Source organism: Pseudomonas sp. NFACC39-1, assembly GCF_900110355.1.
GTDB classification, from domain to species: Bacteria; Pseudomonadota; Gammaproteobacteria; order Pseudomonadales; family Pseudomonadaceae; genus Aquipseudomonas; species Aquipseudomonas tehranensis.
This window is the reverse complement of record NZ_FODL01000016.1, coordinates 34,802-58,123: the sequence shown is the minus strand read 5'-3', so window position 1 is coordinate 58,123 and position 23,322 is coordinate 34,802. Positions and strand designations below refer to the sequence as shown.

Here is a 23,322-nt window from a genome sequence, read left to right as displayed (position 1 = left end):
CGGGCTGAACTTCTGTTTTAACGCGGATTTCTATAGCTTTGTCTGTTTGTAACAAAACTAACTAAGTCTGTTCGGAAAAGGATGTTTCTAATGAAGCGTTTATTCTGTTTGGCTGCACTTGCGGCTGCATTGTTGGGGCACACTTACACCGCACAAGCGGCAGGTGTGGAGTTTGGGGTAGGGCAGACCGGCGAGTCGACCATGACCTATCGCTTGGGCATGCAGTTCGACTGGGACAAGAGCTGGTGGCAGAGTGACGTCGGTCGCCTGACTGGCTACTGGAGTGGTGCCTATACGTACTGGGAAGGGGATGAGGCGTCCAGCAACCACAGCCTCTCATTCTCGCCCGTGTTTGTGTATGAGTTTGCCGGTCAGAACGTAAGACCCTACATCGAAGCGGGTATCGGTGTGGCGTTATTCGAGAACACCCAAGTGGAAAACAACCAACTGGGGACTGCTTTCCAGTTCGAGGATCGCATCGGCCTGGGCCTGCGCTTCAACGGTGGACATGAAGTGGGTATTCGCGCCACTCATTACTCCAACGCCGGCATCAAGTCGACCAACGACGGTGTCGAAAGTTACGCCCTGCACTACACGATGCCGCTGTAACACCTCGGTCCTGTGAGAGCGGGCTTGCTCGCGAAAGCGTTGGGTCAGTCAATAGGAACGTGCCTGACCCAACGCTTTCGCGAGCAAGCCCGCTCCCACAGTCAGTGCCTTGATTGGCTACTGATACGCCGTCGCAATCCCTTTGCGTTCCTCAATACATTCCGGAGCGCCCATCTCAAACTCGCGGCAGATCAGCGGACGCTTTTCGTAGATCGTGCACATCATGCTGTCGCGATCCAGCGCCGCGCACCAGCCATCATCGAGCCGCAACATCACTTCCCCGCCCCATTCGTCCGTGTCGATAAAGCGTTCGGGCACGCCAGTGTCAGTGATCAGCATCACTTCCAGCTGGCAACAGCACGCCGCGCACGTCGAACAAGTGACGGCAGGCTGGGGGATTTGATGGACAGGGATGGTTTTCATGGCGCGCAGTGTAAGGCAACCGGGCCCCTCAGGGTTGTCCCTTGATCGGGCACCCGTTACCCGCTTTATGCGAGTCGACGTCAGTGGGCATCGACTCGGTCGATGAAGGTAGCGGCCAGAGTGCGGTCATGGATGAAACGGCGAGTGCCACTTCAGGGGGGCGCTCGACCAGTTGTGTCAGCACGTGATGTGCCGCCGTTTCGGCCGTCCACTGGACTGGGGCCGGAAAACAATCGTCGGGGCTGCGCGAAGGGCTGTCCAAGCCGGGGTGAACCAGCGTCACGTCGATGCCTTCGGCCGCCAGGTCGACGCGAGCCGACTCGAACACAAGACGCATCCCTTTGCCGTCGGCTTCGGTATACGACGGCGGCAGGTAAGTCACCGGGCTGGCAATGCCCACCAGATGGGACAGGTTGCCTGCGCGCAGCAGTGGCAAGGCGGTACGAATGCAGAGGCTGGCCGCCATCAGGTTGCTGCGCACGATGTGTTCGATGATCAACGGGTCGGCGGGTTGGCCGTCGATGTATTCGGCTGTTCCGGCATTGAGAATCACGGTATCCAGCGAGCCCCACTGCCGGGCAATCTGTTCGCCGATCTCGCGTACGGTCTGGCTGTCGGTCAAGTTGCCAGGCACCGCCAGTACTTGTCCCGGATAACGCGCCGAAAGGTCTTCACACGATTGCACTGAGCGCGAACTCACGGCCAGATACGCACCGGTTTTGAGTATTGCTTCTGCCAATGAAGCGCCGACGCCATTGCCGGCACCGGTCAGCCAGTATCGTTTTCGAGTTTCTAGACCCATTCCACATCCCTTTTGACCGAGTAACGCGCGCGAGCATGATGTAAGACTGTATGGCCGAAGGTTTGAAATTGCATCGGGCGGTCAGTAATTTCATGTTCGCTGATCGCCCAACTGCTCAACTGCTCAACTGCTCAACTGCTCAACTGCTCAAGTGCTTGCTTGTCGGGTTGGCAGGTTTCTGAACGCCTGCAGTGCACGCGCCCGGGACTGACTCAAGTCGACAATCGCGGGAGGATAATCCGCCACACCAAACAATCCGCCCTGCATGTTTGGGTTATGGACCTGTTGCTTGTCGAGATCGTTCAGTTCAGGTAACCAGCGTTTGATGAACAATCCCTGGCTGTCGAATTTTTCCGATTGACTCAAGGGGTTGAAGATCCGGAACCAGGGCGCCGCGTCCGTCCCGGTCGAGGCGCTCCACTGCCAGCCGCCGTTGTTGGCGGCCAGGTCGCCGTCGATCAGGTGTTGCATGAAAAAGCGCTCACCCTCGCGCCAGTCGATCAGCAGGTTCTTGGTCAGAAACATCGCCACCACCATCCGCAAACGGTTGTGCATCCACCCGGTTTCCAGCAATTGGCGCATGGCCGCGTCGATGATCGGCAAGCCAGTGCGTGCCTGTTTCCAGGCTTCCAGTTCTTCGGGGGCGTTGCGCCAGGCCAGTGCTTCGGTTTCCGGGCGGAACGCGCGATGGCGAGACACACGTGGATAGCCCACTAGAATGTGTTTATAGAACTCACGCCAGAGCAATTCATTGATCCATGTCATAACACCGACATTTCCGCTCTCGAATTCACCCTGGTTGGCCTGCAGTGCCGCATGCAGGCATTGGCGCGGCGAGATTACGCCGGCCACCAGGTACGCCGAGAGCTGGCTGGTGCCAGGCCTGGCGGGAAAGTCGCGCTCGCTCTGGTAATCATCGAGGTGTTGCTCAGCGAAGGTGTCCAGGCGCCGCTGGGCTTCGTTTTCACCGGCTGGCCAGAGGGCGCGCAGCGTTTCACTCGCCGGCGAGAAGCCTTCGACTTGCGTGGGCACCGGGTCGCTGACAATGCCGGTGGGTGCCTGCCGGGCCGGTTTGGCGACCAGGCTTGGCAGGGACACGTGCAAGCGGTTGTAACAGACCTTGCGGAACTGGCTGAACACCTGGAAATAGGTGCCGGTTTTGGTCAGCACACTGCCGGGCTTGAACAGCAACTGGTCGAGATGACTGTGAAATTCGATGCCCTGGCCCTGCAACGTCCGGGCAACTTCGGCATCTCGGTGGGTTTCGTTCAAGCCGTATTCTTCATTGACATGGACGGCGTCGATTTTCAGTTCGCGGCACAGCGAGAGCAGAATCTGCGGTGCCTGATCCCAGCGCGCAGCGTGGCGGATCAGCAGCGGGATGTTCAACGCCCCCAGGGCAGTGCTCAACGAGGTGAGGTTACGCAGCCAAAAGTCGATCTTGCATGGCGCATCGTCATGGGCCCGCCATTGTTCCGGGCTCGGCAGGTACACCGCCACACATGCCCCGCGGGCCGCTGCGGTGGCGAGGGCGGTGTTGTCGTGCAGGCGCAGGTCGCTGCGCAGCCAGATCAGTTGCGTGGGGTTTTTCATTCAAATAAGTTCTCTGCGACTCAGTTCGCGGTAAGCCGATAACGGATCTTCGGCCCACGTCAGGTTATCGGTCGAGATGCCTGTGGATAACCGGGCGTGATGGATCGATGCGGCCGGGCCGGCGATGATGATCGGGCAATCCACCCCACTGATCAGCTTGGGCAGTTGGGACAGGTTCAGCGCGTTACTGGAGTACAGCAGCACCCCGCGGGCTTTGAGGCGTTCGACGGCCAAGGCCAGTTCGCCTGCGGGTATCGGCCCATCGAACACTTCCACGGGGCAATCGGCGCTGCTGGCCAGCCAGGCGCTAAGCCACAATTGGGGCTCCAGGGGCAGGTCCGAATGGTTGACCAGAAGCAATGGCGCACCGCGCAACTGACGATTGTTGTGGTAGATCCGACTGCCGAATTTGCTGCGCAGCCAGGAGTATAAAAACACCCGCTCCAACTGCGCACCGAACTGGCCTTGCCAGCGCAATTGCAGCTCGGCCAGCAAAGGCAACAACAACTGTTCGCACACCGTCCAGGGCGGATAAAGCGCCATGGCCTGGTTGACCAAGTCATCGACCTGACGCTCGGCCAGTTGCGTGACTGCCAGCAACAGGGCGTGGCGCTGGCGCTGCCAATCGTTTTCCAACGGTTCGCTGGGTGGCTGCGGCATGTCGAGCAGCGGTTTTATCTTGCTCACCGCCACCCCGCGATCAATCCAGGTGAGGATGCTCAAAATGCGTTGCACATGTTCGGCGTTGAACAGGCGGTGGCCCTTGGGTGTACGGTGCGGCACGATCAGGCCGTAGCGGCGCTCCCAGGCTCTTAGCGTGACGGCATTGACGCCGGTTTGGCGGGCGACTTCGCGTATGGGTAGCCAGCCCTGCGCCAGGGCTTGGGCGAAGTCGGCCCCCAGGTCTTCGCTGGCGCTGGAATCAGGTTCGCTTTTCATTAAATGGCATTTCGCAGACTGAGGTTTTCCGGGTGCGGCTGCAGGTAGACCTGCTGCGCCAAATAGGGATCGGGATGCAGGCGCAAGTGATGCTTGAGCAAGGTCAGTGGCACCACCAACGGTACGATGCCGAGGCGGTATTGCCCGATGAGGTGCTGCACTTCCTGTTTGTCCCCAGCGTTGATGGCGCGTTTGAGGTAACCGCTCAGGTGTTGCAGCACATTGGTGTGAGTGCGCCGGGTGGCGCATTTCTTCAAGGCAGCCATCAGGGCGCTGAAGTAGCGCGCGCCCAGTTCGTCAGGGTCGGCCTTGCCCATATTACCCAGCAGATTGCCCAAGGCCTTGTATTGCACCGGGTTATGGGCCATCAACAGATATTTGTAGCGCGAGTGGAAGTGGATCAGGTCATGGCGTGTCAGGCCTTGGCGGCGTAGCGCTTGCCACGCCGCGTAGGCAAATACCCGGGTCAGGAAATTTTCCCGCAGCACCGGGTCGTTCAGGCGCCCGTCTTCCTCCACCGGCAAGTCGGGATGGCGCTCGCAAAACGCCTGGGCATAGATGCCGCGTCCGCCGCCGTCCTGTGGCACGCTGTTGTGATCGTAGACCTTGACCCGTTCCAGTCCGCAGGACGGCGACTTCTGCATGAAGATGTAGCCGCAGATGTCATCCAGTTCCTCGGCCATCTGGTGTCCGTAGTCGGCCAATGGCCGGGTTACATTGAGCTCATGCCGGACCGTACCAACCGCGTCGGGTCGTTCGGGATTGCCCATCAGTCGGATCGGCTCGCGAGGGATGCCCAGGCCAATGGCGACTTCAGGGCAGACCGGCACGAAGTCGAAGTATTCAACCAAGGTGCGGCTGCATAGCTGCGATTGCTTGTGTCCGCCGTTGAAGCGAACTTCAGCGCCCATCAGGCAGGCGCTGATAGCGATTTTCGGTTTGGCGACGGCATCCTGGGGCATGGGCGACCTCTGATTTCAAATCTTGTACAAAATAACATTTGTGTACAACATTTTCATCATAGATCCGAACGAGCACAAGTCAACCGCTTTTGCGTGTGGAGGCGATGTGGTTTTGTCGCAGACAGGCTGCTGCCTGGTTCGACAGCAGCGGGTGACGCGCGATCGCAGGTTTTATTGCAGGCTGGCGTGCAGACGGCGGGCGGCTTCCTGACCGCTTAGCCAAGCGCCTTCGACGCGGCCGGACAAGCACCAGTCGCCACAGACATACATACCCAGGTCGGCATCGGCCAGGGCGCCCCACTCGTGGGTGCCTGCGGGGCGTGCGTAAAGCCAACGGTGGGCCACGCTGAAGCTCGGAGCAGGCATCGCACTGTGCAGCAACTCGGCGAAGGCGCCGTGCAGGTGTTCGATCACTGCCTCCTTGGCCATGTCGATGTGTTGGCGGCTCCAGTCGCTGGTGGCGTGCAGCACCCAGGTGTCGAGTGTGCTGTCGCGTCCCGGTTTGCTGCGGTTGCGAGCCAGCCAGTCGAGGGGGCTGTCCTGGACGAAGCAGCCCTCCATGGGGGTATCCAGCGGTGTTTCGAAGGCCAGGGCCACGGCCCAGGTCGGGTCCATCTTCACGCCCGCCGCCACTGCGGCCAGCTTTGGCACGGCCGCCAGCAATGCAGTGGCCTGGGGCGCGGGCGTGGCGATCACCACCTGGCCGAAGGGGCCGTGGGTGAAGCCTTCCGCGTCCTGCAAGTGCCAATGTTCCTGACCGCGGTACACCTCGGTGATGCGGCAGGAGAACTGCACCTGCAACTCGCCAAGCAGGGCGCGGGTGATGGCGCTCATGCGCGGGGTGCCGACCCAGCGGGTCTGCTCATCCGGCGACGGGCTCAGTTGCCCATCCTTGAAATGATAAAGCTGAGGTGTCCATTCCGCCGCCCAGCCCTGGGCTTGCCAACGCTGGACTTCCATCACGAAGCGGCGATCGCGGGCGGTGAAATACTGCGCGCCCATGTCCAGTGCGCCGGCATCACTGCGCTTGCTGGACATGCGTCCGCCACTGCCATGGCTTTTATCGAAGAGTTGAACGACATGCCCGGCCTCCGTCAGGGCCTGGGCGGCTGAAAGTCCGGCGATGCCGGTGCCGATGATTGCGATAGGTACAGTCATGAGGGCCTCGTTTACCTTTACTGTACAGACTACGCCGTCGTTTAAACCTGTACAATTAGGGTTTTTGGTATAAGTTTTACCGTTCGCGTTTTGACAGGGTGACCTATTGTTAAACACAGACCCTGCCTGATACGAAAAATCCCTGCTTATAAAAATAGACTAATGGGCTGGGTAAAACGCGATGCGAGGAACACTTCATGCACATATTGCTGACCGGCGGTACTGGTTTGATCGGACGTCAGCTCTGCCGCCACTGGTTGGAGCAGGGCCATCGCTTGACGGTGTGGAGTCGTCGCCCCGAAGAAGTGGCGAAGATCTGCGGCGCGCAAGTGCGGGGTATCGCCAGGCTCGAGGAGATTGCCGAGCCGGTGGATGCGGTGGTCAACCTCGCGGGGGCGCCGATAGCGGATCGACCCTGGAGCCACAAACGCAAAATGTTGTTGTGGAGCAGTCGCATCACCCTGACAGAAGTGTTGTTGGCATGGCTGGAGCGTTGCGAGCACAAACCCGGGGTATTGATTTCCGGTTCCGCGGTGGGGTGGTACGGCGACGGTGGCGAGCGTGAGCTGAGCGAGGACTCGGGACCGGTGAGCGAGGACTTTGCCAGTCAGTTGTGCATCGCCTGGGAGGAGACCGCGCAGCGCGCCGAGGCCATGGGTATACGCGTGGTACTGGTTCGCACTGGCCTGGTCCTGTCGGCCGACGGCGGCTTTTTGTCGCGGCTGCTGCTGCCGTTCAAACTGGGGTTGGGCGGGCGTATTGGTAATGGTCGGCAGTGGATGCCGTGGATTCACATCGCCGATCAAATCGCTCTGATTGATTTTCTTCTGCACCGCGATGAGGCCAGCGGTCCTTATAATGCCTGCGCGCCGAACCCGGTGCGTAACCGCGATTTTGCCAAGGCCCTGGGGAGCGTGTTGCATCGGCCGGCCGTGGTGCCGATGCCGGAGCTGGTGCTGAAGGTTGCACTCGGCGAATTGTCACTGTTGTTGCTGGGCGGCCAGCGCGCAACGCCGGCCCGATTACAGGCGGCGGGTTTCACTTTCCGGTTCACTGATTTGCATGCGGCTCTCGACGATTTGTCGGACCGCCTTTGAAATAGGACGTTGCATGACCGATCACGCGTTGCTTTTGGTGAATCTGGGTTCGCCTGCTTCTACTTCGGTGGCCGATGTGCGCCGCTACCTCAATCAGTTTCTGATGGACCCTTACGTCATCGACCTGCCGTGGCCGGTGCGGCGCTTGCTGGTATCGCTGATCCTGATCAAGCGCCCCGAGCAATCGGCCCATGCCTATGCGTCGATCTGGTGGGACGAAGGCTCGCCGCTGGTGGTGCTCAGCCGTCGCTTGCAACAAGCCATGACTGCGCAATGGACCCAAGGGCCGGTTGAGTTGGCGATGCGTTATGGCGAGCCGTCCATTGAGTCGACCCTGGTGCGCCTGGCAAGCCAGGGTCACAAGAAGATCACGTTGGCGCCGTTGTATCCGCAATTTGCCGACAGCACGGTCACCACGGTGATCGAAGAAGCCAAGCGGGTGGTGCGCGAGAAGAAGCTTGATGTGCAGTTCTCGATTCTCCAGCCGTTCTACGATCAGCCGGAATACCTCGACGCCCTGGTTGCCAGCGCCAAACCGTATCTGATGCAGGATTACGACCATCTGCTGTTGAGCTTCCATGGCTTGCCGGAGCGGCACCTGACCAAGCTCGACCCCACGGGTTTCCATTGCTTCAAGGACGCCGACTGCTGCAAAAATGCGCCGCCTGAGGTCATGGCGACGTGTTACCGCGCACAATGCATTCGCACCGCCGACCTGTTCGCCCAGCGCATGGGGCTCAAGGATGGCCAATGGTCGGTGTCGTTCCAGTCGCGCCTGGGGCGCGCCAAGTGGATCGAACCCTACACCGAAGCGCGCCTGGATGAACTGGCTAAAAATGGCGTGAAAAAAGTGTTGGTGATGTGCCCGGCGTTCGTGGCCGACTGCATCGAAACCCTGGAAGAAATCGGTGATCGCGGGCGCGAGCAATTTCGTGAGGCGGGCGGGGAGGAGTTAGTGCTGGTGCCATGTCTCAATGATGATGCGCAGTGGGCGCAGGCGTTGAGCACCCTGTGTGAGCGGGCGCCGATCGCGTTGTAATACAAGCCTGTGGCGAGGGAGCTTGCTCCCGCTGGGTTGCGCAGCGACCCCAAACTTAGCGAGCGCTTCGCACTCGAGCGGGAGCAAGCTCCCTCGCCACATTATGTACAGGCTGATTTATAGCAGCGGCTCATCCGCCTTCTTGTGCTTCCAGCCGTCATTGCCCGGCAGGATCAGGTTCAGGGCGATCGCCACCACCGCGCACAACGCGATGCCTTTGAGGCCGAAGTCGTCCGGGCCGGTGCCGGTGCCCACCAGCACACCGCCGATACCAAACACCAGCGTCACCGAAACGATCACCAGGTTGCGCGCTTCGCTCAGGTCGATCTTGTGGCGGATCAGCGTGTTCATGCCCACCGCCGCGATCGAACCGAACAACAGGCACAGGATCCCGCCCATCACCGGCACCGGGATGCTTTGCAGCAGCGCGCCGAACTTGCCGATGAAGGCCAGGCTGATAGCGAAGATCGCCGCCCAGGTCATGATTTTCGGGTTGTAGTTTTTGGTCAGCATTACCGCGCCAGTGACTTCGGCGTAGGTGGTGTTAGGCGGGCCGCCGAACAGGCCAGCTGCCGTGGTGGCGACGCCATCGCCGAGCAGGGTGCGGTGCAGGCCGGGTTTTTTCAGGTAGTCGCGACCGGTCACGCTGCCCACGGCGATGACCCCACCGATGTGCTCGATGGCTGGCGCCAGGGCTACCGGTACGATGAACAGGATCGCTTGCCAGTTGAATTCCGGCGCGGTGAAGGCCGGCAGGGCGAACCACGGTGCGGCGGCGATCTTGGCGGTGTCTACCACCCCAAAATAAAACGCCATGGCAAACCCCACCAGCACGCCGGAAATGATCGGCACCAGGCGGAAAATGCCTTTGCCGAACACCGCGACGATCAGGGTGGTGAGCAGCGCCGGCATCGAGATCAGCATCGCCGTCTGGTAGGCAATCAGCTCGCTGCCGTCACCGGCCTTGCCCATGGCCATGTTGGCGGCAATCGGTGCCATGGCCAGGCCGATGGAAATGATCACCGGCCCAATCACCACCGGCGGCAGCAAGCGGTCGATGAATCCGGTGCCCTTGACCTTCACCGCCAGGCCCAGGAAGGTGTAGACGAAACCGGCCGCCATCACCCCGCCCATGGTCGCGGCCAGGCCGAACTGGCCCTTGGCGAGAATGATCGGGGTGATGAAGGCAAAGCTCGATGCCAGAAATACCGGCACCTGACGCCCGGTGACGATCTGGAACAGGATTGTCCCCAGGCCCGCCGTGAACAGCGCTACGTTAGGGTCCAGCCCGGTGATCAGCGGCATCAGTACCAGCGCGCCGAAGGCGACGAACAGCATCTGCGCGCCGGACAAAACCTGGCGCCAGAGCGGATCGTTGAACTCATCCTGCATGCTCAAGCGTCCTTCTGCTTGGTGCCGAAAATCTTGTCGCCTGCATCGCCCAGGCCGGGGATGATGTAGCCATGTTCATTGAGTTTCTGGTCGATCGAAGCGGTGTAGATGGTGACGTCGGGGTGAGCGTCTTCCACCGCCTTGATGCCTTCGGGGGCCGCGACCAGCACCATGGCGCGGATGTCACGGCAACCGGCTTTTTTCAGCAGGTCGATGGTGGCGACCATGGAGCTGCCGGTGGCGAGCATCGGGTCGATGATCATGGCCAGGCGCTCGTCGATTTCCGGCACCAGTTTTTCCAGGTAGGTGTGAGCCTGCAGGGTCTGCTCGTTGCGGGCCACGCCCACGGCGCTGACCTTGGCGCCCGGGATCAGGCTCAGCACGCCTTCGAGCATGCCGATGCCAGCACGCAGGATCGGCACCACGGTAATCTTCTTGCCGGCGATTTTTTCCACCTGGACCGTGCCGGCCCAACCGTCGATTTCATAGGACTCCAGCGGCAGGTCCTTGGTGGCTTCATAGGTGAGCAGTGCACCGACTTCCTGGGCAAGTTCGCGGAAGTTCTTCGTGCTAATGTCGGCGCGGCGCATCAGGCCGAGTTTATGTCTGATCAGCGGGTGGCGGATCTCGAGGATGGGCATGGGGAAAGCTCCGGCGGCGGGCAAAAAAACCGGCCTAGATTAATCTATCCGAGGGTGTTGTCCTATAGACAATACAGAACGTTAGTCCACAAACGCTTGATCTGGCCGGGCGGGATGCGTACCTTTGCCCGTTTTTCCGAACCCGTCCCTCCCTCAACCTCCCCTGGAGAGCGCCATGTCCGCTGATCTCGAGCATATCCGTCAAATCATGCGAGAGGCTGACTGCCTGTACACCGAAGCCGAAGTCGAAGCGGCCATCGCCCGTGTCGGTGCGCAAATCAACGACCAGTTGGCCGATTCCAACCCGGTGGTGTTCTGCGTCATGAACGGTGGGCTGATTTTCTCCGGCAAGCTGCTGACCTACCTGAATTTCCCGCTGGAAGCGTCCTACCTGCACGCCACTCGTTACCGTAACGAAACCAGCGGTGGCGACCTGTTCTGGAAAGCCAAGCCGGAAGTTTCATTCATCGACCGCGACGTGCTGATCATCGACGACATCCTCGACGAAGGTCACACCCTGGGCGCCATCATCGACTTCTGCAAACACGCCGGTGCCCGCGCCGTGCACACCGCCGTGCTGATCGACAAGGACCACGACCGCAAGGCTCGTCCGGACCTGAAAGCCGATTTCGTCGGTCTGCCGTGCATCGACCGCTACATCTTCGGCTACGGCATGGACTACAAAGGTTACTGGCGCAACGCCAACGGTATTTTCGCCGTCAAAGGAATGTAATCGATGAACCAACCGGGCTTTCTGGATCAAGCGCTGTTCAACGAACTGGCCGAGAAAGCCACGGCCAGTCCTCGCGGGCGGCAACACCATAACTTTCATCAGATGGACGAGCCCTGCCATCGCATGGCGGTTGGCTTGCAGCCTTGCACCTACATTCCACCTCATCGCCACCTCAGTGCCGACAAGGCTGAAACCTTGCTGGTACTCAAGGGCCGGCTCGGCGTGTTGATCTTTGATGAAACCGGCACGGTGGTGGACAAGCGTATCCTGCAGGCCGGTGGCGATTGCCTCGGTGTCGACCTGCCGGCGGGCGTGTACCACGGTTTAGTGGTGCTGCAAGCCGACAGCCTGATGTTCGAGTGCAAGGCCGGGCCTTACCGCCCGGTAGGTGACGGTGAACTGGCCCATTGGGCGCCCCGCGAAGGCGAAGTGGGGGTGGCTGAATATCAAGCCTGGATGCGCGCGCAGTTCGACTGAGCGGTGCGGTAGCGAGGCTTCTGTGGCGAGGGAGCTCGCTCCCGCTGGGCTGCGCAGCAGCCCCAGTTGCAGGTGGGTGCTACGCACCCAAGCGGGAGCAAGCTCCCTCGCCACAAAAAGCTCCATGGTCACAGATCAATCAGGCCGGCCTCGAGTGAGCAGGGCTACCGGCCAGCCATTGCTCGCTCTTGACCCGTGCCTGCTCCAGGGTCTGCACATACGCCAGTTGACGCTGTTCGCGATGGATGCCGGCGCGGCGCAACTTCAGGCGTACCCGTGGCGCGGTTGCCACCAGAATCAGGCCGATGCCCTGCTTGCGGTAGTCCTTGAGGATACTTTCAAAAGCCGCCAGCGCAGTCATGTCCAGCATCGGCACGGCGCTCATTTCCACCACCATCACCCGAATCCCCGGATCGAATTTGCGCAGCACATCCAGGGCCTTTTCTGCCGCGCCGAAAAACAGCGGTCCGCGAATGGCGTAGCAGCGAACGTGCTCGGGCATGTCCAGCAGGGCCTGATGGAAATGGCGCGGCAGTTCGGCGGTGTCCGTCAGCTCGCTCATGCGTTTGATGAACAGCCCGGCGGCCAGCAGCAGGCCTACGGCGACCGCCAGGACCATGTCGAACAGTACGGTCAGGCTCAGGCAGGTCAGTAGCACCAGCACGTCACTGCGTGGGGCGATACGCAAGGTGTGCAGCACGTGTCCGGCTTCGCTCATGTTCCAGGCCACCATCACCAGCAACGCCGCCAGCGCTGCCATGGGCAGATAGCTGAACAACGGCGCCAGCAGCACAATGGCTCCCAGCACCACGAGGCTGTGAATGATCGCGGCCAATGGCGAAGACGCGCCGCTGCGCACATTGGTGGCGCTGCGGGCAATCGCCGCCGTGGCAGTGATGCCGCCGAACAGTGGCGCCACCAGATTGCCCAGGCCCTGGCCGATCAGTTCGGCGTTGGGGTCGTGTTTACTGCCAGTCATGCCGTCGGCCACCACCGCGCACAACAGCGATTCAATGGCGCCGAGCATGGCGATGGCGAAGGCTGGCGCCAGCAATTGGCGGATCAGATCGTAGGACAGTCCCAAGGGGCGACCCTGACTGTCCGCCAGGTTCCAAGGCCAGTCGAAACTCGGCAAAAATGGCGGGATGCCGGGGTAACTGATGCCGTCGACCACGTAGCTGAAACGTTCGCCCAGTGTCGCGATCTGCCATCCGCCCCTTTCCAGTGCCAGCCCCAACAGGGCTCCCACCAGCAGGGCTACCAGATGACCAGGAATGCGGGGGACGAAGCGCGGCCAGATAATCAATACCGCCAGGCAGATGAGGCCGATAAGGCCGTCGCCGAGCCGGGCACTGGGCAGTGCCGTGATCAAGGCGCCCAGTTGCTCGATGTAATGCTCGGCGTTGCCGACCGTGGTCAGGCCCAGCAGGTCTTTGAGTTGTAGGGTGGCAATGACCACGCCGATGCCTGCGGTAAAGCCGAGAATGACCGGATAAGGAATGTACTGGATCAGCCGCCCGGCCCGCATCAGGCCGAGCGCGATCAGGATCATGCCCGCCAGCATCGTGCACAGCAGCAGGCCACCCAGGCCGTATTGCTGGGTGATGGGCAGCAGGATCACCACGAACGCCGCTGTCGGCCCGCTCACGTTGAAACGCGAGCCGCCAGTGAGGGCGATCAGGGGGGCGGCCACCAGCACCGTGTACAAGCCATGCTGCGGCGGGACACCGACGGCAATGGCCAGGGCCATGGCCAAGGGGATGGCAATGATGCCGACGGTCAGTCCGGCCACCAGATCGCCGCGCAGGCGTTCGAGGGTATAACCGGCGCGCCAGGCTTGGCGCCAGGCAGCGAATAAGGGTGGGGCGGAGAAAGACATGGGCACTCCACGAAATGAGCGGGGCAAATACCGAATTCACGGCAAACACCTAACCCGTGGCGAGGGGATTTATCCCCGTTGGGCTGCATAGCAGCCCCCGTCGGGTGGGGTGATCTGTCTGATTCACCTAGTATCCGGTTCAGGTCTGCTGCGCAGCCCAGCGGGGATAAATCCCCTCGCCACAAGGGGCATCATGTGATGTCAGGGCTGATGGCTCCTTGAGTATGCCGTGCTCGTGGCGCGGATGTATTGACCTGGATCGTTATTTTTAGCGCCTGGGCTCATGCTAGAGTGCCGGGCCAAGACCCTGGAGCCTGTCATGAGTGTACTGACCCGCCGCTGCGCCGCTCTGCTGCTGATGTCCAGCCTATCGTGGGCAGCCGTTGGCGCGCCGATGCACAGTCAATTTCTGCCCCCCGATGATCTGGCGGTACGTCAGGAACAACCCGAACACCAGCAATTGCTCCAGGTCACCGAGTATTCGGTAGTGCTAGGCAATCAGCGTCAGTCCAACCAGCAACCGATACCGGTTACATCGCCGTTGCTGGTGCGTCTCAAAGGCAAACCCCTGAATAAAGGCGCCACCCTCAACCAGGTGATCCTGAACTTCGATGGCGAAAGCAAAAGCCTGAAAAAACCTGCCTTCGACGAGGCGAGCAAGACTCTGACGCTGTCTTATCCACAGGCCCAGTATCAAGTGGTGATCGATCTGCTGCGCAACGACACGGTGTACGTGCAGTTCCTCAGCTATGCCAACGGTCATATATGGGCCGACCTGCACACCGGCGCTGTACGCCCGCGTTGAGCCCCGAGGCCTGCCGGGGGTAAACTGCCCGCCCCGTGAACTGTGCGAGCTGGAGCCCGGCAATGCGTAAAGACAAGAAACAAGTGATTGGTGACGAGATTGGCGATGAGCAGATCAAGCTGTTCCTCAATTTCGATCCGGTCGATGCCACTTCGCCGTCGCTGCACAAACTGATCAAGGCCTACCGTGGCCTGCGGGTCGACGACTTCGAGCGCTTTCTGACGTTTTTCGTCGAGGCCGGCTACGACCTCAATGGCAAGGATGAGCACGGCAACGATTTCGTGGCGCTGATCCAGGACCAGCGTAATGCCGAGGAATACATCGAGTTGATCAACAAGGCTCGCGGTTAGGTCAAAAGATCGCAGGCTTCGCCAGCTCCTACAGGGGCATGCGATTTTTCCTGTAGGAGCTGGCGAAGCCTGCGATCTGTTAAACAAAAACGCCCCGCTCTCAGAAAGAACGGGGCGTTTTTTTATGCGGTGGAATCAAGCGAAGCTGGGTGTCTCGCTGCTTTGTTCAACCAGTTCCAGGGCGACGTTGTTCTGCGCATTGACCTTGCGATACAGCGCCGCGTCGGTTTCCAGCACTTTTTCCCGCGCCGGGAAGATCTCTGCGAGTTTGCTCGCCCATTCTCCCTTGGCTTTGTCCGGGAAGCAGCGCTCGATCAGGTCCAGCATGATCGAGACGGTCACCGAAGCACCGGGCGATGCGCCGAGCAAGGCGGCGAGGGTGCCGTCCTTGGCCGCCACCAGTTCGGTGCCGAACTGCAGGACACCGCCTTTCTTCGGGTCTTTCTTGATGATCTGAACCCGTTGGCCGGCCACTTCCAGGCGCCAGTCCTCGGCTTTCGCCTCGGGATAGAAGCGACGCAGGGATTCCAGGCGCTGCTCCATGGACTGCATCACTTCGCTGATCAGGTACTTGGTCAGGTCCATGTTGTCCCGGGCCACGGCCAGCATCGGGCCGATGTTGCCGGCACGTACCGACAGCGGCAGATCCATGAGCGAACCATGCTTGAGGAACTTGGTGGTGAAACCGGCGTATGGCCCGAACAGCAGGGATTTCTTGCCATCGACCACGCGGGTGTCCAGGTGCGGCACGGACATCGGTGGCGAGCCCACGGCGGCCTGGCTGTAGACCTTGGCCTGGTGATGCTTGACCACTTCCGGGTTGTCGCAACGCAGCCACTGGCCGCTGACCGGGAAGCCACCGAAGCCTTTGCTTTCTTCGATACCCGACGCTTGCAGCAGCGGCAACGCCGCACCACCGGCACCCAGGAAGACGAATTTGGCATCGACTTCACGGCTGCTGCCGGAATTGACGTCCTTGATGCTGACGGTCCAGCCAGCGCCATTGCGCTTGAGGCCGGTGACGCGCTTGCAATACTTGACCTGGGTGTCCGGGGCGCTGGTCAGGTGCTTGAGCAACTGGTTGGTCAGGGCGCCGAAGTTGACGTCGGTGCCATTCATGACGCGGGTGGCGGCGATGACTTCGTCAGCTGGCCGGCCCGGCATCATCAGCGGCATCCACTCGGCCATCAGGGCCTTGTCCTCGGTGTATTCCATGTCGGCGAAGGCGTGATGCTGGCGCATCAGCTCAAAGCGCTTTTTCAGGAACGACACGCCTTTTTCACCCTGCACGAAGCTCAGGTGCGGGACGGGGGCAATGAAGGATTTGGATGAGCCGAACGTGCCTTTTTTGGTCAGGTATGTCCAGAACTGCTTCGACACCTCGAACTGGGTGTTGATGTGCACGGCTTTCTTGATGTCGACACTGCCATCGGCCGCCTGGGGCGTGTAGTTCAGCTCGCACAGCCCGGCGTGGCCGGTGCCGGCATTGTTCCACGGGTTGGAACTCTCCGCGGCACCGGAATCCATCAACTCGACGACTTCCAGCGAGATCGCGGGGTCGAGTTCCTTGAGCAGCACGGCCAGGGTGGCACTCATGATGCCGGCCCCTACCAGAACTACATCGACTGCTTCGTTATGCGCCATTTAACGCGTCTCCAAAATCTGCAGCACCAAATTGTCGGCATGGCGGCCAGGAAGTGGCGGGGCAGGTCAGTTGCGCCCCAGGTATCCATGGCCAGGATCGCCATGTCCGAATCTTCGCAATTTTTCGCAACTACCGCGGATGCATGCAGCCTAGCCTCAGAGTCCCATGAACTCATTTAAGCGCCGGGCAGGCAATTCGACTTATGGCCGAGACATCCGTTCGTGCAACCAAATCCGTAGCGGACAGGCTTCAGGCGCCGGTTCTTGAGCGATAGGCGGTCCTGTGTCGTTGGGCTGTTTCAGACGCTAATGGTGCTTGTTCAGACGCAAAACTATTCATTTGCTCGCCACACTCTCGTGAAGTTGTGAAAACCCGTTTTTTCACGCTCTTTTGAAGACGTGAACCTCAAAAAAGGGCTGTCCCAGCCTGGCACCGCGCCCGGTTAGGTTTGCCCCCATGTAATACATGACAGGCAAAACGGGCAGACAGCTCAGTGACCGAGCGTAATGACAGCTCTGCAGATTCGCGAAAAGTGGTGATTTGCTTTGAAAAACAGCAAGCGCGCCAGCTTCACTCGATCTGTGTGGGCGGCTCTCTGTGGGCGGTGCGGGGTGCCAATACCAGCGCATTAGCGGTGTTGCGAGGCCCGATCAGGAGACGTCCTTATAATCGGGGGCAGATTGTATCGAAGAAACGCAGGGAAATGGTCGTGTTTAATGACTTTTATTAGCCATCCGGTCAGACGGCCAACAGTTGACGGTTGCGTGGGCGAGCGCCAAGGGTTTGCACGCGGGCGCTGGCGGGCAATGGCTGGTGCAGCCAGTTCAGCCGAATCTCTTCGATTTCCACCCAACCTTCACCCATGGGCTGCAGGCTGCATTGCTTGAATGCCTGGCAACGGCCATTGCGGTCCAGCAGGGCGAAGCAGCGGTGCTGTGGGCGCGGGGTGAACAGGGAAATGAGAAAACGCATGGTCGGACACCGTGTCGGGGAGCTTGTGCCAAGGCTGACAGGAGGCCATGACATGCCGGTGTAAGGATCATGACAATGGCATGACACGAAGCAGTTTTCCCATGGGGTGTCAGACATTTGAGTATTCATCGTGCAGCGCTAGTTCACCGCCATGGCGCACCGCTATACTGCGGGCCTGTTTGTGCCCGATTCTGGAGAGAAGAGCATGTTGCAACGCCTGTTGTTCGGTTTGATCGCTGTGACCAGTCTGGCCCTCGTCGGCTGCGCCCATAGCCCGCAACAACTTAACCCGGAGCCCAAGCTCAACGCCCAGCTGGCGCCCGTGGGCCGCGGCCAGCCGGTGGTGGTGCGGGTGGTGGATGGTCGCCCCTCGCCAACCCTCGGCACCCGCGGTGGGCTGTACCCGGAAACCAGTGTGATCACGGTGCAGGGCGCGCAGATCCTGCCCAAGCTGCAGGCCCAGGCCGAAGCGGCGGTACGTTTGCTGGGCTTCACCCCTACCGCCAACGCGATGAATGCACCGCAACTGACCGTCACCCTGGCCGAATTGAAGTACCAGTCGCCCAAGGAAGGCATGTATGTGACCGAAGCCACCATCGGCGCGACCTTCCGTTCCGAGGTGCAGAACGCCAATCGTCGCTACAGCGGTCGTTACGGTGCTTCGCTGGACCAGCGCTTCGGCATGGCGCCTAACCAGGACACCAACACCAAGCTGGTCAGCGACGTGTTGAGCGATGCCCTGACACGCCTGTTCAAGGACCCGACCATTGGTCAGGTGCTGGCTGAGTAAGGTATCGACCACATGACCCTGGGCTGCAATGGCCCAGTGGTTGCGATCAGATATGTGAAAGCAAACCTGTGGGAGCAAGGCTTGCCCGCGATAGCGATCTGTCCTTCACCGCATTGTCGAAGGTGCCGTTCTCATCGCGGGCAAGCCTTGCTCCCACAGAGTGAAGCCGTCATGCAGCCTGGGAATACAGCTCCAGCACGCTGATCCCAGTCAGCAGATCGGTCTCCGGAAGGTCGGCGTGTTGATGGCCGCCAAGGGCGCAATACACCAGCCAATGCCGATCCTGCACGTTGAAGGACAGGCTGCCGACGAGGTTCTGTTGTTCGTCGCTCGGGCTGATGAGATAGAGACGATCCTGGTTTTCGGCGTGGAGCATGGTGGGTTCCGGGCAGGTTTGAAGGGCGACAGGGTGGCCTATTCAGATGACGAAACCGTGACGTGAGAAATTACCCAGTGCTTGCTGGCGGATCCTGTGGCGAGGGAGCTTGCTCCCGCTGGGCTGCACAGCAGCCCCAAACTTGTCGCTGCGGTGTCTCAGGTTGATTGCCTCAGCTTCATTGGGGGCGCTTCGCACCCCAGCGGGAGCAAGCTCCCTCGCCACAAAGGAACATGGCATTGCAGGGCAAGGGGATCGTTATTGGTCGGAAAAAGTGGGGTAGGGGCGCAGGCTTTCGGTAGAATTCACGCCGTTCGTAGGTCCCGGGCGCGTCCCGTCCGTTCATAGCTTGAGGTTTGTGATGTCGCTGCATTTGTTTTCGTTGTTCGCTGCTCACCCCGCCAAACTGATCAACCTGCTGGCATTGTTGTTTGCCTGCCCGGGCGGTTGGGTGCTGCATGCCACACGCCGCCGTGAACAACGGGCGCGGGCCTACCTGGAAGCGCGTAATCGCGAAGGCAACGAGCGATTCGAAGCGCTGCTGGATCTGGCGACCCAGCGCATGAACCGGTTTTTCTATCGTTTTGGTTTTGCTTGCCTGGCGCTGGCGTTGCTGGTGTCTTGGATCAGCACGCAGTTCTGATGAAATGCCCGTGGCGAGGGCGCTTGCTCCCACTGGGCTGCGCCCTGTAGGAGCTGACGAGTGCAACGAGGCTGCGATCTTCCCCCAGGCACGAACCCCAAACGAAAGATCAAAAGATCGTCCGAACGCGGCCCGAGCCTTCGGCAGCGACTACACAAACCCAGCGAGAGCAAGCGCCCTCGTCACAGGGAACCGGTGTCCATCGCTTAAAGCGCCAACCCCGCCTTGACCCGATACTGATTACGCACCGGCGTGGCATATTGCAGCACCAGGAATGGCCGGTGCTCCGCCGGGCAAGCGTCCAGTCGGCGTTGCCATTCCTCCTGGGCCTTGGCCAGTTCGTCGGCGTCGAATACCTGGGCCGCTGTCGGCACCTGCAACTGCGGGTCGGCGTCGGTCCATTGGGCGTAAGCCAGGTAATGCACCGGGAACAGGCGGTAGCCGCCGAGAATCTGCCGATCCATTTCCTGAGCCAGTTGCTTGGTGTCCTCGAACAGCTCGGTGATCGGCGCGGCGAAGTTCACGTGGACCCGACCCTTGTAGCCGGTAATACCCTTGGCAATGCTCACGTCGTCCTCGCCCGGTGCCTTGGTGTAGGTGCCGGTGGTGGCGCGGATGTACAGCTCGCGAGCCTTGGCCTGGTCGCACGGGTCGTATTCGTAGCTGATGGACACCGGCGTGAGGTTCAGCGACTGGATGACCTCGCCGAACGGCTCGTCCTTGCGGCTCATGTGGAACATCTTGAGGATCGCCGATTCGGTGCGGTCGTCACCGTCCTTGGCCCGGCCCTCGGCCTGGGCAATCCAGATCGAGGCGCAGTCGTTGCGGATCGAGTGATTGATGTAGGCCGAGAGCAACTGGTACGCGGCCATTTTTTCCCGCCGTCCGGTGATGGAGCGGTGCACGATGAAGCTTTTGTTCAGGCGCATCAGATCGCTGACAAAGGGCTTCTGCAGCAGGTTGTCGCCGATGGCGATGCGTGGCGTCGGCAAGCCGGCGTGGTACACGGCGTAGTTGACGAAAGCCGGGTCCATCACGATGTCGCGGTGGTTGGCGATGAACAGGTACGCGCTACCGGATTTGAATTGCTCCACCCCGGTGTAAGTCACGCCATCGGTGGCACGCTCGATCGTGTGGTCGACATAGAACTCCACTTTGTCCTGCAAAGTGGCGACCGATGTCACGCCGGCGAACTCACGGCGCAACCTTTGCGCTATAAGAGGCTTGAGCATCCAGCCCAAAGCCCCGGCCAGGCGTGGGAAGCGGAAGTGGGTGAGGATATCTAGAAACGCCTTGTCGCCGAGCAGCCGTGCCAGCACCGCTGGGACTTCGCTGTCGTCGTAAGGTCGGATGGCATCGAATTCGCCCATCATGCTCTCTTGTAGGAAACGGCTAGGGTAAGTAAAGGTTCGATCGAAAAAACCGAAAGGGCACGGCCTGAAAGATCAGCCAGACAAAAATAGCCCTGCAAATAGACCGGCGATTATACGCACAAGTCACCCGGGAGACCGCGATGCTGGAAACCGCTCCGTATGAATGTCCGTATTGTGGTGAGGAAGTGGAAACGTTGGTGGACCTGTCCGGCGGCGATCAGACCTATATCGAGGACTGTCAGGTCTGTTGCCGACCGATAACCTTCGTCCTGCGGGTCCACGATGAAGAATGGCGTCTGGAAGTCTTCAGTGAAAACGAATGATGGGGGCCGTCCATGCAGCGAATCTACGAGCTGGAAAACCTGATGGAAGGCGAACTGCTCCAGGGCATGCTCGCCAGTGAAGGCATCACCGCCCACTTGGTGGGCCGTGACCTGGTGGGCGGTGCGGGAGAGTTGCCGATGCATGGCCTGCTGGGGCTGGCGGTGGAGGACGACCAGGCGCAATACGCCCGGGAGCTGATCGCCGCCTACAATGCCGCGCTGCCATTGCCCGGCGATGAGCCGGACAGTTACCCCGGCACATTGGTCTGTTAGGCTGGCGACCGTTTGATCAAGAGTCGTGTTGCCCCATGTGTGGACGTTATGCCCTGTTTCGCTGGAACCCCGCCTTCGCGGCCTTGCCCGGCTTCCCCGCCGACCAGAAGGCCCAATGGAATATTTCGCCCAACGATCCGGTGCTGATGCTACGCGCCGGCGCTGAGGGGCAGCGCGAACTGGCCCGGGCCCGCTGGGGCCTCACGCCGCCGTGGCTGACCGACCTGTCCCGTACTCCGGCTCACGCCCGGGCCGAAACCGTGGCCGAGCAGCCCATGTTTCGTGAAGCCCTGCGCCTGCGCCGCTGCCTGCTGCCGGCCAACGGCTTCTATGAATGGCGCGGTGGTACGCGCAAACGCCCTTACTGGTTGACGCCGGGTGAGGGCTCTTCGTTGTTTTTCGCCGCGATCTGGGAAGCCTATCCCGTGCAGGAACAGGTGTGGCTGAGCACCGCCGTCATCACCCAGCCAGCGGCGGGGCAGCGCCGGCCGTTGATTCTGGATGAAGAGGGCCAGCGCCTGTGGCTCGATCCCGAGACGCCCTTGCATGTATTGCAAGGCTTGCTGGCCAGTGAACCGGCGGCATTGCGCGAGCGGGTGCTGGCCAACATGGTCAATGATCCGAAGCTCAATGGGCCGGAGTGCCTGACGCCGGCTTGAGTGTTGAGGCGCCTGTGCTGGGCTCATCGCGAGCAGGCTCGCTCCCACAGTGGGCTCACCGCCAATTCCTTGTGGGAGCGAGCCTGCTCGCGATGGGGCCTTTGGATCAGACCTTGAACTGATTGATCAACCGCCGCTGCTGCTCCGCCAGTTTGGTCAAGTCCGCACTGGCCGCGCTGGATTCGTCCGCGCCGCCCGCCACTTCATTTGCCACCTGCCCGATGTTGATCACGTTACGGTTGATGTCATCGGCCACCGCGCTTTGTTCCTCGGCGGCGCTGGCGATCTGGGTGTTCATGTCGTTGATCACCGACACCGCCTGGGTGATGGTCTCCAGGGCCTGGGCCGCTTTCGCCGCATGTTGCACGCTTTCGTCAGTGCGGTGCTGGCTGTCTTCCATCACCCGCACCACATCCCGGGTGCCTTGTTGCAGTTGTTGGATCATCGTCTGGATTTCTTCAGTGGCCTGCTGCGTTTTCTGCGCCAGGTTGCGCACCTCATCGGCCACCACCGCAAATCCACGCCCCTGTTCACCGGCACGAGCCGCTTCGATGGCCGCGTTGAGGGCCAGCAGGTTGGTCTGTTCGGCGATCCCGCGGATGGCGATGAGAATTGCGTTGATGTTCTCACTGTCCTTGGCCAGAGCCTGCACCACGCTCACGGCCTTGCCGATTTCCACGGCCAGGGCGCCGATGGAGGTGGAAGTGTCCCGCACGATCTGCATGCCCTGGCTTGCGGCCTGGTCTGCGTGACCAGCAGCTTGGGCGGCCTGTGTCGCGTTGCGGGCCACGTCCTGGGCGGTGGCGGTCATCTCGTGCACGGCGGTGGCGACCTGATCGATCTCCACCATTTGCTTGTGCACGCCCTGGTTGGTGCGGATGGCGATGTCGGCAGTGTGCTCCGAGGAGTCGCTGACGCTCTGCACCGAGGTGACGACTTGGGTGATCATCCCTTGCAACTTGCTCAGGAAGGTATTGAAGCCCTTGGCGATTGCGCCGAGTTCATCCGCGCGGTCGCTCACCAGACGACGGGTCAGGTCGCCTTCGCCCTGGGCGATGTCATCGAGCATCGCCACCATTTGCTTGAGGGGACGGGCAATGCCGTGGGCCACCAGCCAGATCACCAGCAGGCCGATGCCGGCAATCACCAGGCCCACCATGGCCATGCCGAAGATGTCGGTCTGGCGTTGCGCGTCCAGGTCTTTCTGCAACGCTTGCAGTTCGGCCATCACCGCATTGAGCGGCAGTTGCAGCATCAGCGTCCAACGGGCTTCGGTCTCACCGATGCCGAACGGCATGTACACCTCGATGTGCCCATGGGCTTCATCGACGTCGTAACGCACCTGGCCGACGCTGAGCTTGGACAGGTT

Annotated in this window: 26 protein-coding genes and 1 pseudogene; 12 read left to right on the top strand and 15 right to left on the bottom strand. The window is 60.8% G+C overall.

Translation table 11 applies throughout. The features are described 5' to 3' along the window. The first annotated feature begins 90 nt into the window (after positions 1–90). Positions 91–609, top strand: coding sequence for an acyloxyacyl hydrolase (locus BMY45_RS24185; protein WP_092402503.1), 519 nt, complete (start codon positions 91–93; stop codon positions 607–609). A 117-nt stretch (positions 610–726) separates the two neighbouring features. On the opposite strand, the gene BMY45_RS24180 is transcribed toward BMY45_RS24185, so the two are convergent. From BMY45_RS24180 to BMY45_RS24155, 6 genes are all read right to left on the bottom strand, one after another. Then, the gene (locus tag BMY45_RS24180; protein WP_092402501.1) at positions 727–1,032 is read right to left on the bottom strand and encodes a YkgJ family cysteine cluster protein; all 306 of its coding nucleotides are present in this window, start codon (positions 1,030–1,032) and stop codon (positions 727–729) included. 28 nt (positions 1,033–1,060) lie between these two features. After that, positions 1,061–1,834 carry an SDR family oxidoreductase gene (locus BMY45_RS24175; protein ID WP_092402499.1) on the bottom strand — a complete coding sequence of 258 codons (774 nt, stop codon included), beginning with the start codon at positions 1,832–1,834 and terminating at the stop codon, positions 1,061–1,063. Positions 1,835–1,981: 147 nt separating this feature from the next. Further along, positions 1,982–3,427 carry a deoxyribodipyrimidine photo-lyase gene (gene phrB, locus BMY45_RS24170; RefSeq protein WP_092402497.1) on the bottom strand — a complete coding sequence of 482 codons (1,446 nt, stop codon included), beginning with the start codon at positions 3,425–3,427 and terminating at the stop codon, positions 1,982–1,984. Continuing rightward, on the bottom strand, positions 3,428–4,366 hold the full coding sequence (locus tag BMY45_RS24165) for a MerR family transcriptional regulator (protein ID WP_092402495.1): 939 nt from the start codon (positions 4,364–4,366) through the stop codon (positions 3,428–3,430). Further along, on the bottom strand, positions 4,366–5,328 hold the full coding sequence (locus BMY45_RS24160; RefSeq protein WP_092402493.1) for a YbgA family protein: 963 nt from the start codon (positions 5,326–5,328) through the stop codon (positions 4,366–4,368). Before BMY45_RS24160 ends, BMY45_RS24165 begins: the two co-directional genes overlap by 1 nt. Positions 5,329–5,499: 171 nt before the next feature. Continuing rightward, positions 5,500–6,486, bottom strand: a complete 987-nt coding sequence (locus BMY45_RS24155) for an NAD(P)/FAD-dependent oxidoreductase (RefSeq protein ID WP_092402491.1) — start codon at positions 6,484–6,486, stop codon at positions 5,500–5,502. A gap of 197 nt (positions 6,487–6,683) precedes the next feature. On the opposite strand from BMY45_RS24155, the gene BMY45_RS24150 reads away from it, so the two are divergent. Together BMY45_RS24150 and hemH are read left to right on the top strand one after the other, a co-directional pair. Further along, complete coding sequence (locus BMY45_RS24150) at positions 6,684–7,583, top strand: TIGR01777 family oxidoreductase (RefSeq protein WP_092402489.1); 900 nt, start codon at positions 6,684–6,686, stop codon at positions 7,581–7,583. A 13-nt stretch (positions 7,584–7,596) separates the two neighbouring features. Further along, positions 7,597–8,622 (top strand): ferrochelatase, encoded by a 1,026-nt coding sequence (hemH, locus tag BMY45_RS24145; RefSeq protein WP_092402487.1) that lies wholly within the window; start codon positions 7,597–7,599, stop codon positions 8,620–8,622. 117 nt (positions 8,623–8,739) lie between these two features. Here hemH and BMY45_RS24140 read toward each other — a convergent pair whose 3' ends face one another. Together BMY45_RS24140 and upp are read right to left on the bottom strand one after the other, a co-directional pair. Then, entirely contained in the window at positions 8,740–10,014 is a 1,275-nt protein-coding gene (locus BMY45_RS24140) for a uracil-xanthine permease family protein (protein ID WP_092402485.1), read from the bottom strand. 2 nt (positions 10,015–10,016) lie between these two features. After that, complete coding sequence (gene upp, locus BMY45_RS24135) at positions 10,017–10,655, bottom strand: uracil phosphoribosyltransferase (protein ID WP_030138594.1); 639 nt, start codon at positions 10,653–10,655, stop codon at positions 10,017–10,019. 175 nt (positions 10,656–10,830) lie between these two features. Between upp and BMY45_RS24130 the strand changes: the two genes are divergently transcribed. Both BMY45_RS24130 and BMY45_RS24125 read left to right on the top strand, forming a co-directional pair. Further along, positions 10,831–11,388 (top strand): hypoxanthine-guanine phosphoribosyltransferase, encoded by a 558-nt coding sequence (locus BMY45_RS24130; protein WP_047229412.1) that lies wholly within the window; start codon positions 10,831–10,833, stop codon positions 11,386–11,388. 3 nt (positions 11,389–11,391) lie between these two features. Beyond that, positions 11,392–11,865 carry a WbuC family cupin fold metalloprotein gene (locus BMY45_RS24125; RefSeq protein WP_092402483.1) on the top strand — a complete coding sequence of 158 codons (474 nt, stop codon included), beginning with the start codon at positions 11,392–11,394 and terminating at the stop codon, positions 11,863–11,865. A 139-nt stretch (positions 11,866–12,004) separates the two neighbouring features. Here BMY45_RS24125 and dauA read toward each other — a convergent pair whose 3' ends face one another. Beyond that, positions 12,005–13,744: a C4-dicarboxylic acid transporter DauA gene (gene dauA / locus BMY45_RS24120; protein ID WP_092402481.1), complete on the bottom strand. Its 1,740-nt coding sequence runs from the start codon at positions 13,742–13,744 to the stop codon at positions 12,005–12,007. A gap of 319 nt (positions 13,745–14,063) precedes the next feature. On the opposite strand from dauA, the gene BMY45_RS24115 reads away from it, so the two are divergent. Together BMY45_RS24115 and BMY45_RS24110 are read left to right on the top strand one after the other, a co-directional pair. Continuing rightward, complete coding sequence (locus BMY45_RS24115; RefSeq protein ID WP_092402479.1) at positions 14,064–14,549, top strand: hypothetical protein; 486 nt, start codon at positions 14,064–14,066, stop codon at positions 14,547–14,549. Between the two features lie 62 nt (positions 14,550–14,611). Next, positions 14,612–14,899, top strand: coding sequence for a PA4642 family protein (locus BMY45_RS24110; RefSeq protein WP_047229416.1), 288 nt, complete (start codon positions 14,612–14,614; stop codon positions 14,897–14,899). 135 nt (positions 14,900–15,034) lie between these two features. Here the strand turns inward: BMY45_RS24110 and mqo are convergent, their stop codons facing one another. Both mqo and BMY45_RS24100 read right to left on the bottom strand, forming a co-directional pair. Beyond that, a complete protein-coding gene (mqo, locus tag BMY45_RS24105; RefSeq protein ID WP_092402477.1) occupies positions 15,035–16,543 on the bottom strand; it encodes a malate dehydrogenase (quinone) in 1,509 nt (502 codons plus the stop codon). Positions 16,544–17,282: 739 nt separating this feature from the next. Then, positions 17,283–17,516, bottom strand: coding sequence for a hypothetical protein (locus BMY45_RS24100; RefSeq protein ID WP_092402475.1), 234 nt, complete (start codon positions 17,514–17,516; stop codon positions 17,283–17,285). 205 nt (positions 17,517–17,721) lie between these two features. On the opposite strand from BMY45_RS24100, the gene BMY45_RS24095 reads away from it, so the two are divergent. Further along, the gene (locus tag BMY45_RS24095) at positions 17,722–18,306 is read left to right on the top strand and encodes a YajG family lipoprotein (protein WP_047229419.1); all 585 of its coding nucleotides are present in this window, start codon (positions 17,722–17,724) and stop codon (positions 18,304–18,306) included. A 169-nt stretch (positions 18,307–18,475) separates the two neighbouring features. On the opposite strand, the gene BMY45_RS24090 is transcribed toward BMY45_RS24095, so the two are convergent. Then, a complete protein-coding gene (locus BMY45_RS24090) occupies positions 18,476–18,682 on the bottom strand; it encodes a hypothetical protein (protein WP_047229420.1) in 207 nt (68 codons plus the stop codon). Positions 18,683–19,043: 361 nt separating this feature from the next. Between BMY45_RS24090 and BMY45_RS24085 the strand changes: the two genes are divergently transcribed. Further along, positions 19,044–19,325, top strand: coding sequence for a hypothetical protein (locus tag BMY45_RS24085; protein WP_092402473.1), 282 nt, complete (start codon positions 19,044–19,046; stop codon positions 19,323–19,325). Between the two features lie 206 nt (positions 19,326–19,531). Here BMY45_RS24085 and BMY45_RS24080 read toward each other — a convergent pair whose 3' ends face one another. After that, the gene (locus BMY45_RS24080) at positions 19,532–20,698 is read right to left on the bottom strand and encodes a 1-acyl-sn-glycerol-3-phosphate acyltransferase (RefSeq protein ID WP_092402471.1); all 1,167 of its coding nucleotides are present in this window, start codon (positions 20,696–20,698) and stop codon (positions 19,532–19,534) included. A gap of 140 nt (positions 20,699–20,838) precedes the next feature. Here BMY45_RS24080 and BMY45_RS24075 point away from each other — a divergent pair, with 140 nt between their 5' ends. The 3 genes from BMY45_RS24075 to BMY45_RS24065 are packed head-to-tail and all read left to right on the top strand — an operon-like array spanning position 20,839 to position 21,953. Then, positions 20,839–21,021 (top strand): CPXCG motif-containing cysteine-rich protein, encoded by a 183-nt coding sequence (locus BMY45_RS24075; RefSeq protein WP_092402468.1) that lies wholly within the window; start codon positions 20,839–20,841, stop codon positions 21,019–21,021. 12 nt (positions 21,022–21,033) lie between these two features. After that, positions 21,034–21,294, top strand: coding sequence for a putative signal transducing protein (locus BMY45_RS24070; RefSeq protein ID WP_092402466.1), 261 nt, complete (start codon positions 21,034–21,036; stop codon positions 21,292–21,294). A 35-nt stretch (positions 21,295–21,329) separates the two neighbouring features. Then, positions 21,330–21,953, top strand: a complete 624-nt coding sequence (locus tag BMY45_RS24065) for an SOS response-associated peptidase (protein ID WP_092402464.1) — start codon at positions 21,330–21,332, stop codon at positions 21,951–21,953. A gap of 106 nt (positions 21,954–22,059) precedes the next feature. On the opposite strand, the gene BMY45_RS28705 is transcribed toward BMY45_RS24065, so the two are convergent. Together BMY45_RS28705 and BMY45_RS28700 are read right to left on the bottom strand one after the other, a co-directional pair. Next, complete coding sequence (locus BMY45_RS28705; RefSeq protein ID WP_371913974.1) at positions 22,060–22,803, bottom strand: methyl-accepting chemotaxis protein; 744 nt, start codon at positions 22,801–22,803, stop codon at positions 22,060–22,062. Between the two features lie 114 nt (positions 22,804–22,917). Further along, a pseudogene (locus BMY45_RS28700) lies at positions 22,918–23,112 on the bottom strand (HAMP domain-containing protein); the annotation flags it as partial. Positions 23,113–23,322 lie beyond the last annotated feature (210 nt).

Bases quoted from the DNA above. Each gene is read 5' to 3' on its own strand.
- BMY45_RS24185 (WP_092402503.1), top strand. From the start codon at position 91: ATGAAGCGTTTATTCTGTTTGGCTGCACTTGCGGCTGCATTGTTGGGG.
- BMY45_RS24180 (WP_092402501.1), bottom strand. From the start codon at position 1,032: ATGAAAACCATCCCTGTCCATCAAATCCCCCAGCCTGCCGTCACTTGT.
- BMY45_RS24175 (WP_092402499.1), bottom strand. From the start codon at position 1,834: ATGGGTCTAGAAACTCGAAAACGATACTGGCTGACCGGTGCCGGCAAT.
- phrB (WP_092402497.1), bottom strand. From the start codon at position 3,427: ATGAAAAACCCCACGCAACTGATCTGGCTGCGCAGCGACCTGCGCCTG.
- BMY45_RS24165 (WP_092402495.1), bottom strand. From the start codon at position 4,366: ATGAAAAGCGAACCTGATTCCAGCGCCAGCGAAGACCTGGGGGCCGAC.
- BMY45_RS24160 (WP_092402493.1), bottom strand. From the start codon at position 5,328: ATGCCCCAGGATGCCGTCGCCAAACCGAAAATCGCTATCAGCGCCTGC.
- BMY45_RS24155 (WP_092402491.1), bottom strand. From the start codon at position 6,486: ATGACTGTACCTATCGCAATCATCGGCACCGGCATCGCCGGACTTTCA.
- BMY45_RS24150 (WP_092402489.1), top strand. From the start codon at position 6,684: ATGCACATATTGCTGACCGGCGGTACTGGTTTGATCGGACGTCAGCTC.
- hemH (WP_092402487.1), top strand. From the start codon at position 7,597: ATGACCGATCACGCGTTGCTTTTGGTGAATCTGGGTTCGCCTGCTTCT.
- BMY45_RS24140 (WP_092402485.1), bottom strand. From the start codon at position 10,014: ATGCAGGATGAGTTCAACGATCCGCTCTGGCGCCAGGTTTTGTCCGGC.
- upp (WP_030138594.1), bottom strand. From the start codon at position 10,655: ATGCCCATCCTCGAGATCCGCCACCCGCTGATCAGACATAAACTCGGC.
- BMY45_RS24130 (WP_047229412.1), top strand. From the start codon at position 10,831: ATGTCCGCTGATCTCGAGCATATCCGTCAAATCATGCGAGAGGCTGAC.
- BMY45_RS24125 (WP_092402483.1), top strand. From the start codon at position 11,392: ATGAACCAACCGGGCTTTCTGGATCAAGCGCTGTTCAACGAACTGGCC.
- dauA (WP_092402481.1), bottom strand. From the start codon at position 13,744: ATGTCTTTCTCCGCCCCACCCTTATTCGCTGCCTGGCGCCAAGCCTGG.
- BMY45_RS24115 (WP_092402479.1), top strand. From the start codon at position 14,064: ATGAGTGTACTGACCCGCCGCTGCGCCGCTCTGCTGCTGATGTCCAGC.
- BMY45_RS24110 (WP_047229416.1), top strand. From the start codon at position 14,612: ATGCGTAAAGACAAGAAACAAGTGATTGGTGACGAGATTGGCGATGAG.
- mqo (WP_092402477.1), bottom strand. From the start codon at position 16,543: ATGGCGCATAACGAAGCAGTCGATGTAGTTCTGGTAGGGGCCGGCATC.
- BMY45_RS24100 (WP_092402475.1), bottom strand. From the start codon at position 17,516: ATGCGTTTTCTCATTTCCCTGTTCACCCCGCGCCCACAGCACCGCTGC.
- BMY45_RS24095 (WP_047229419.1), top strand. From the start codon at position 17,722: ATGTTGCAACGCCTGTTGTTCGGTTTGATCGCTGTGACCAGTCTGGCC.
- BMY45_RS24090 (WP_047229420.1), bottom strand. From the start codon at position 18,682: ATGCTCCACGCCGAAAACCAGGATCGTCTCTATCTCATCAGCCCGAGC.
- BMY45_RS24085 (WP_092402473.1), top strand. From the start codon at position 19,044: ATGTCGCTGCATTTGTTTTCGTTGTTCGCTGCTCACCCCGCCAAACTG.
- BMY45_RS24080 (WP_092402471.1), bottom strand. From the start codon at position 20,698: ATGATGGGCGAATTCGATGCCATCCGACCTTACGACGACAGCGAAGTC.
- BMY45_RS24075 (WP_092402468.1), top strand. From the start codon at position 20,839: ATGCTGGAAACCGCTCCGTATGAATGTCCGTATTGTGGTGAGGAAGTG.
- BMY45_RS24070 (WP_092402466.1), top strand. From the start codon at position 21,034: ATGCAGCGAATCTACGAGCTGGAAAACCTGATGGAAGGCGAACTGCTC.
- BMY45_RS24065 (WP_092402464.1), top strand. From the start codon at position 21,330: ATGTGTGGACGTTATGCCCTGTTTCGCTGGAACCCCGCCTTCGCGGCC.
- BMY45_RS28705 (WP_371913974.1), bottom strand. From the start codon at position 22,803: ATGGTGGAGATCGATCAGGTCGCCACCGCCGTGCACGAGATGACCGCC.